This window comes from Robinsoniella sp. (assembly GCF_034124845.1).
Genome location: NZ_JAWYAJ010000212.1, coordinates 4,226 through 11,300 on the forward strand (window position 1 = coordinate 4,226; position 7,075 = coordinate 11,300).

The window sequence follows — 7,075 nt, forward strand, 5'->3', positions numbered from 1 at the left end:
TCCGCGGTGTGGGAGCGTGAGGGTAACTTTCAGGGATTCCGGAGAAACGAAAGCAATTCCACTCTTCATAGGTCTTGCGGAAACACCGGATTCTCTTGGCAGAATGGAGCCATCTGCAACAAAGGCGGTAAGCCCCATAAGGGGAAGCTGTTCTCGGATAAACTGCTGGTCTTCTGCCAGAAAAATCACGGATTGTACTTTGCCTGGATTTAATTTAGCATAAAACAGCGTACTGTTTACACAATCCGGGAGGAAATCGAAGAGAATGCGGATCAGCTGGGAAGCATTTATGGTCCTTCCGTTTGCGGGAAAACCTGCTTCAAACCGAACCAGCACCTTTCCTGTGGAGGGATCAATTTCGCAGGCAGTGCGCTCCAGAATTTCCTGTCCGCAATGGCTTACGGATATCAGCCCGCTCTTGCCGGAGCCTTTCGCCTTGAAATTATACTGGCTGATTTTCTGGCTGAATAAACGAAGGAGATAGTCCTGTAAGGCGATTCGTTTATGGGGACAGTCAAATAAAACCGGGGGAAATCCGGCTATTTTGCCATCTACAGCAACACTGAGCTTGGAAGGCGATGCAAAAGGATCGCCCTGGACATGGTCGATATTTAAGGTATAGGTACGAAAATCATAGCTGCCCCTGGTATCTTTATAAGCAGGATAGCTTTTGTGGTCAATTGTTTGAAGCAGACGCTGCAGGTCATTTGAAGTTTTCATTTATGTCAGATCCTTTCCTTAATGTGTAGTATTCTTTTCTAAAAAATATCTTACCGTAAAAGACGGAAAGTTACAAGGTTGTATTTTGGAGGTATATGGGGTATAATAGCGGATACAAAGCTTCTATGTCGAAGCAAATATTTAGAAAGTTTAAGCCTGACGGAATCATCAATGCACAAATTGATCGTTTTAAACAGGCGGCAGGTAATGATATGAATTTAAGAAAATTAACACTGGAACAAGTCAGGGAAATATATGTGGAACATCTGGTTTTTGATTTTCCCGAAGCAGAGGTAAAACCATTTTCACGTATCGAGAATATGTGGAATGAAGGAGTTTATTCAGCCTATGGTCTTTACAATGAGGAAGAACTGACAGGCTATGCACTTTTTGTCACACCGGGTGATGAACATTATGTTCTGCTGGATTATTTTGCAATCTGCAGAGATAAGAGATGCGGCGGTTATGGCAGTCTTTTCTTGAAAATGCTGGCTGAGAATCTGACCCATACCAGAGGAATTATTCTGGAAGTAGAAAATCCTGATTTTGCAGAAAAAGACGAAGATCTGGGGATTATGCAGCGCAGAATAGTTTTCTATGAGAAAAACGGGCTGCACCAGACGGAAATCACAAGTAAGCTCTTCGGCGTGGAATACCGTACCATGATTCTGCCGTTTGAGGGTGATGATAAAGTGAATGTATATGAGGAATTGAGCAGAATTTACCACTGCATGTTTGAAGATGCTGTATTTGAAAGATGGGTGGAGATCAGGGATAAGAAATAGACATGCATAAGTATAAAATAAAGAATGAAAATTGCAGGATACAGTTTTTATGAAATGAAATTTGTAAAGATTGATTTATCAGGTACCATCAGAATCCGACTTGATTTAGGACAAGCGGGGCTGATGGTATCTTTTTTTAAACAATTATTTAACCGCATTCGAAATAATAGGAGAGAATCATCAGGTTCATCAGATGAATTTACACATATGCTTTGCTGACATAATCATTTAATGTATGTTCCATTTCATACATGATTTTATGAGTGTCAGGGTTCTCATAAGGTATCCGCTTTATAATACGGCTGATAAAGTGATGCTCGTCTATGATCTGCAGGCTTTCCTTGAAGTTAATGTCAAAGAAATAAGCCAGATAGGATATCCAGTAGTCAATAAGTGTTTTCCGGTCAGAGGAAAGAACGGATTCTTTGCGAAAGAAACTCCTGGCAACTGCCGGGCTGACAGATGTAAGACCCACCTCAGCAGGAGAAGCCCCCAAAAGAGTAGTTATGGATTCTTCCAGTTTCACCCGGCAGTTATCCAGCTTATCAGCATCCCGAATCAGTCTTGAATGGAGCAGAGTGCAGGGATCGTCTATATCAGGGAGGGCAAAATCACTGTGATGGGCAATTGCAGTTTTTATGATTTCATCCCATTGGCTGTCCGCAGCGAAACGTCGGATCATTCCGTCATCAAACAGGAGCTGCACGCCATAGGATGCATGATCCATAGTATCGGGCTGAAAGCTGTCATAGCGTTTTAATTGTTCAAACCTTCCGATATCATGAAGCAGAGCGATAATTTTAGCCAGGTCTGTATCTTCCTGTGAAAGCTTCATCCGGCATGCCACTTCCTGGCTGTAGTCCATGACCCCATAGGTATGTATGATTTTCAGGTTGATCTTATCGTTACTGCGGTCATAGCTATCTAAGTATTTTTCAAATTCATCTTTTGCTTTTTTAAAGTCGATCATAATAATCCCTTTCTGGATTGCCATAATATATGTATACCACTGATAAAGATAACATAGATAAGGGGATGATTCAAGGGAACATCCACTCAACCCAACAAGATTGATTATTTTTTGTCAAACTGTGACGATCATCACCGACTGAACGAATCTCCTGGGATATAATAACGATGAAAGCAATTGATAGTAAGCAAAAGAGGAAAAGGAAGGAGATTTTTATGTTTCAAGAGGAAGTAGGACTTGTATGTAATGCATCAAAAGCAAAAGTAAATCTGTTAAAGAACAACCCGGCTGGATATTTTCTGGTGTCTTTATTTGGAGGGATGTACATAGGATTTGGTATACTGCTGATTTTTACCGCCGGAGGCATACTAAATGCAGCGGGTTCGCCGGCAACGAAGATTGTTATGGGAGCATGCTTTGGCGTTGCCTTAAGCCTTGTTGTAATTGCGGGAGCAGAATTATTTACCGGCAATAATTTCGTTATGACGGTTGGTCTATTCAGAAAAGAAGTGACATTTAAAGATACACTGGTATTATGGGTAGTCTGTTGGATCGGAAATCTGCTGGGTGCTGTTATATTGGGAGTCTTGTATCATGTGACCGGACTTGCCAGCGGACCAGTGGGAGAGTTTATAGCTAAAACATCAGAAGCGAAAATGGCAGTTTCATTCTTTCCACTGCTGACAAGGGGCATATTATGTAATATACTTGTATGTATAGCAGTATGGTGCGGATTTAAATGCAAATCTGAGGCAGGTAAATTAATCATGATCTTCTGGTGTCTGTTTGTGTTTATTACCGTGGGATTTGAACACAGCATCGCCAATATGACCCTTTTAACCGTGGGACTTTTAGATCCATATACTTTTGCAGTCAGTCTCGGAGGATTTGTATACAACCTCTTGGTGGTTACACTTGGAAATATGATTGGTGGAATCCTGTTCGTCGCCGTTCCTTACTGCGTGATAGCAAAGCAGAGAAAAAAATAATCAGAGATAAGGAGCACCCGTATGAAAGAGATATCCATAAATGAAATGAAAAAATTAGATTTTTTCCAGGAAATTCCCTGCAGCATGATTCAGACGATTTTAAACCAGTCTATGGTGGTATCGTATGAAAAGCCGGAGGTTATATTTCATGCAAAGGATATCGTGAACTTTGTGTACATTATTATCAGCGGAAAAGCATCGATCTATAATATAACGAAACATGGAAATCGCAAAATTATTTTCATACTGGGTAAAGGGAATCTGGTGAATCATAACATTTTAAGTGAAAAGCCGGTATCTGTATTTTGTGAGGCGGTCTGTCCGCTAAAGCTGCTGCAGATCAGAAAAAATGACTTCTTAAAATGGATGGACCAGGAACCGGCATTGATGCATTCGGTAATGAGATCCTATGAGCGGTATCTGTGGAGAATGAGCCATCAATTGAAAAATACCACAGGTAATATGTACCTGGAACGAAAGATTGCAGCAAAGCTTTGGAAACTGGGGCGTGACTTCGGCGTGGAAACGGAGGAAGGAATTAAAATTGATGTGGAACTGACCATGAACCTGCTGGCAGATCTTCTGGGGGCGCCAAGAGAAAATGTGTCGCGGGCATGTAAGAATTTAAGCAACAGAGAACTGCTGATTTATAAAAACCGGCATTTCATTCTTCCTATGCCGGATGAACTGGCGGCATTTTATAAGGCATAGATTTTCATATACGCTCTACTGTTTACCAGGAACAAACAGTTTGCAAAAAGCAGATAAATAAATTACAAGAAAGGAAAATGACTATGGGAAATCTTTTAAAAAGAGAAGTAGCAGATCGGTTTTTGGTGGAATTGTCAGAATCATACGATGTTTATGCACCCATGGTATTTGAAGGGGAAGGATGTTTTTCAGATACGGATGTGATCCGCTATGGAAAGATCAAATCCTTTGGGGATATCGTATGGGACAAGAAATCGGAGTATAGTTTTAAGGAGGTATTGCTGCCGATTTCAGATACCATTCTGTACTTTACGGAAAAAGAAATGAAGGTTCCGGACAGGGATGAGAAGAAAAAGATCATATTGCTTCGAAGCTGTGACTTGCATGGTTTAAAACGTCTGGATGAAATATATCTGAAAAACGGAGCAGAGGATTTTTATTATAAAAGGATTCGTGAAAATACCCGTTTCGTATTGATGGGATGTACGACTTCTTTTGACTCCTGTTTTTGCGTAAGTATGGGGACAAATCAGGCGGATGAATATGATGCATATCTGAAAATGGATGAAGAACATGTATATCTGGACTGCCGGGATGCAAAACTGAAGTCTCAGATCGATGGTTTTGAAAGCAAAGAAGAGGAGCTTGCCATTGATTTTGTAACAGAAAATGAAGAGAAAATAGAAATTCCGGAAACGCTGCCTGCCGGAATCCAGGATGCGGAATTTTGGAAAGAGTATGCGGGAAGATGTATCGGCTGCGGGCGCTGCAATTTCGTCTGTCCCACCTGTACCTGTTTTACCATGCAGGATGTTTTCTATAAAGACAATCCCAAAGCAGGGGAGAGAAGAAGAGTCTGGGGTTCCTGTCAGGTAGATGGATTTACAGATATGGCAGGCAATATCAGCTTCCGCAAGGACCAGGGTCAAAGGATGCGCTTTAAGGTGTTACATAAGGTATATGATTATAAGAAACGGTTTGGGTATCAGATGTGTGTAGGCTGTGGACGCTGTGAGGATGTCTGCCCGGAATACATCTCTTACCTAGCATGTATCCGCAAATTAGCACAGGAAAAGGAAGGGGGAAATGAAAATGTGTAATGAATATATCCCTTTTTTATCAGAAATTAAAGAGGTTCAGAAACATACGGAAATCGAATATACCTTTCGGATGGCTTATGTGGGAGATGTAAAACCGGGACAGTTTTTTGAAGTATCTATTCCGAAATTCGGAGAGGCTCCAATTTCGGTCAGCGGTATCGGAGAGGATTATGTAGATCTTACAATCCGTAAAGTGGGTAAGGTTACCAATGAAATCTTTGAAAACCAGGCAGGACAGAGCCTGTTCATGCGGGGACCTTATGGAAATGGTTTCGAAGTGGAGGATTATAAGGGCAAAGAACTGATTATAGTTGCTGGCGGCACCGGCGTTTCACCGGTTAAGGGCGTTATTGATTACTTTGGAGAGCATATCGGTGAAACAAAAGGAATGAGTGTAATTGCAGGATTTAAGGGACCGAAAGATATTTTGTTTCGGGACAGTATTAAACGCTGGGAAAAACAGATGAATCTTACCATTACCGTTGATCAGGCAGATGAGCCTGGGTATAAAGAGGGAATGGTTACCGCATATATCCCGGAACTTGAAATCCGTGATCTTAATCAGGTTGCCGCAATCGTGGTAGGGCCTCCTGTTATGATGAAATTTACGGTTTTGGAACTGCAAAAGCGAGGCATAAAAGAGGAACAGATCTGGATTTCCCAGGAACGTAAGATGTGTTGTGGTATTGGGAAATGCGGCCACTGCAAAATGGACGATACCTATATCTGTCTGGACGGCCCGGTATTTAACTATACCAAGGGCAAGAATTTATTTGACTAAGGAGGTGTCAGAATGGATATTAATACAAAAAAAGTAAAGAAAAATGCTTTCCGTATTTCAAAGGAGCGGGGAATGACTGCTTCCAGAGTACGTGTTCCCGGTGGAAAATGCAATGCCGAGGTTCTGGGAATGGTAAAAGAAATCGCTGACAAATACGGAAATGGAAATGTGCATCTGACAACCAGACAGGGGTTTGAAATCGAGGGAATTTCCTTAGATGATATCGATAAAGTAAATGAAATGCTGCAGCCGATTATTGAAAACCTGGGAACCAATCAGGTGAATCCCAATACCGGATATCCGTCATCCGGAACAAGAAATGTATCGGCATGTATCGGAAACCGTGTCTGTCCTTTCGGCAATTATAATACGGCGGAATTTGCCAGAAGAATAGAAGACGCCATATTCCCAAATGACCTGCATTTTAAGATAGCCCTGACCGGATGTGCCAATGACTGTATCAAAGCCAGAATGCATGATTTTGGAATCATCGGAATGACACTGCCTCAGTATGACCCATCCAGATGCGTTACCTGCGGTGCATGTGTGAAAGGTTGTGACAAGCTTTCTGTGAAAGCGCTCTCAAAAGAGAACGATAAGGTTGTCAGAAATGAGGAATTATGTGTAGGCTGCGGCGTCTGTGTTACCAAATGCCCGACCCGTGCATTTACCAGAAGTAAACAAAAATACTACCGTCTGACCATCATGGGACGTACCGGTAAGAGAAATCCCAGACTGGGCGAGGACTTTATGGTCTGGGTGGACGAAGATACCATAATTAAGGTTATTTTAAATACCTATAAATTTGTAGAGAAATACATTGACCGCAATGCGCCGGGCGGTAAAGAGCATGTGGGATATATCATTGACCGCGTGGGATTTGCGGAATTTAAAAAGTGGGCGTTAAAAGGTGTGGAACTGCTGCCGGAGACCATCGTTAAAGAGCATGTTTACTGGAGCGGAATTCATTATAGATTGTAAATAAATGGCTGATCGGTTATAATAGTGTCAGTGAAGGA

The 7,075-nt window shown here is 41.7% G+C and carries 8 protein-coding genes; 6 read left to right on the top strand and 2 right to left on the bottom strand.

Annotated elements, in window-relative coordinates:
- On the bottom strand, positions 1 to 720 hold a 720-nt coding region (locus ACH2DQ_RS10120; protein ID WP_395026637.1), incomplete at its 3' end, for an ABC-ATPase domain-containing protein.
- Between the two features lie 95 nt (positions 721 to 815).
- On the opposite strand from ACH2DQ_RS10120, the gene ACH2DQ_RS10125 reads away from it, so the two are divergent.
- Positions 816 to 1,505, top strand: coding sequence for a GNAT family N-acetyltransferase (locus tag ACH2DQ_RS10125; protein WP_394915860.1), 690 nt, complete (start codon positions 816 to 818; stop codon positions 1,503 to 1,505).
- A gap of 199 nt (positions 1,506 to 1,704) precedes the next feature.
- Here the strand turns inward: ACH2DQ_RS10125 and ACH2DQ_RS10130 are convergent, their stop codons facing one another.
- Entirely contained in the window at positions 1,705 to 2,499 is a 795-nt protein-coding gene (locus ACH2DQ_RS10130) for an HD domain-containing protein (RefSeq protein ID WP_394915859.1), read from the bottom strand.
- 191 nt (positions 2,500 to 2,690) lie between these two features.
- Here ACH2DQ_RS10130 and ACH2DQ_RS10135 point away from each other — a divergent pair, with 191 nt between their 5' ends.
- From ACH2DQ_RS10135 to asrC, 5 genes are all read left to right on the top strand, one after another.
- On the top strand, positions 2,691 to 3,464 hold the full coding sequence (locus ACH2DQ_RS10135; protein ID WP_394915858.1) for a formate/nitrite transporter family protein: 774 nt from the start codon (positions 2,691 to 2,693) through the stop codon (positions 3,462 to 3,464).
- A 21-nt stretch (positions 3,465 to 3,485) separates the two neighbouring features.
- Positions 3,486 to 4,175 carry a Crp/Fnr family transcriptional regulator gene (locus ACH2DQ_RS10140; RefSeq protein ID WP_394915857.1) on the top strand — a complete coding sequence of 230 codons (690 nt, stop codon included), beginning with the start codon at positions 3,486 to 3,488 and terminating at the stop codon, positions 4,173 to 4,175.
- Positions 4,176 to 4,258: 83 nt separating this feature from the next.
- Complete coding sequence (asrA, locus tag ACH2DQ_RS10145; protein ID WP_394915856.1) at positions 4,259 to 5,275, top strand: anaerobic sulfite reductase subunit AsrA; 1,017 nt, start codon at positions 4,259 to 4,261, stop codon at positions 5,273 to 5,275.
- Positions 5,268 to 6,056, top strand: coding sequence for an anaerobic sulfite reductase subunit AsrB (gene asrB, locus ACH2DQ_RS10150; RefSeq protein WP_394915855.1), 789 nt, complete (start codon positions 5,268 to 5,270; stop codon positions 6,054 to 6,056). The genes asrA and asrB overlap by 8 nt, the downstream gene beginning before the upstream one ends.
- A 12-nt stretch (positions 6,057 to 6,068) precedes the next feature.
- Complete coding sequence (gene asrC / locus ACH2DQ_RS10155; protein WP_394915854.1) at positions 6,069 to 7,037, top strand: sulfite reductase subunit C; 969 nt, start codon at positions 6,069 to 6,071, stop codon at positions 7,035 to 7,037.
- The last annotated feature ends 38 nt before the right edge of the window (positions 7,038 to 7,075 follow it).

Coding starts and splice junctions, on each gene's coding strand:
- ACH2DQ_RS10140 (WP_394915857.1), top strand. CDS start 3,486: ATGAAAGAGATATCCATAAATGAAATGAAAAAATTAGATTTTTTCCAG.
- ACH2DQ_RS10130 (WP_394915859.1), bottom strand. CDS start 2,499: ATGGCAATCCAGAAAGGGATTATTATGATCGACTTTAAAAAAGCAAAA.
- asrC (WP_394915854.1), top strand. CDS start 6,069: ATGGATATTAATACAAAAAAAGTAAAGAAAAATGCTTTCCGTATTTCA.
- ACH2DQ_RS10125 (WP_394915860.1), top strand. CDS start 816: ATGGGGTATAATAGCGGATACAAAGCTTCTATGTCGAAGCAAATATTT.
- ACH2DQ_RS10135 (WP_394915858.1), top strand. CDS start 2,691: ATGTTTCAAGAGGAAGTAGGACTTGTATGTAATGCATCAAAAGCAAAA.
- asrB (WP_394915855.1), top strand. CDS start 5,268: ATGTGTAATGAATATATCCCTTTTTTATCAGAAATTAAAGAGGTTCAG.
- asrA (WP_394915856.1), top strand. CDS start 4,259: ATGGGAAATCTTTTAAAAAGAGAAGTAGCAGATCGGTTTTTGGTGGAA.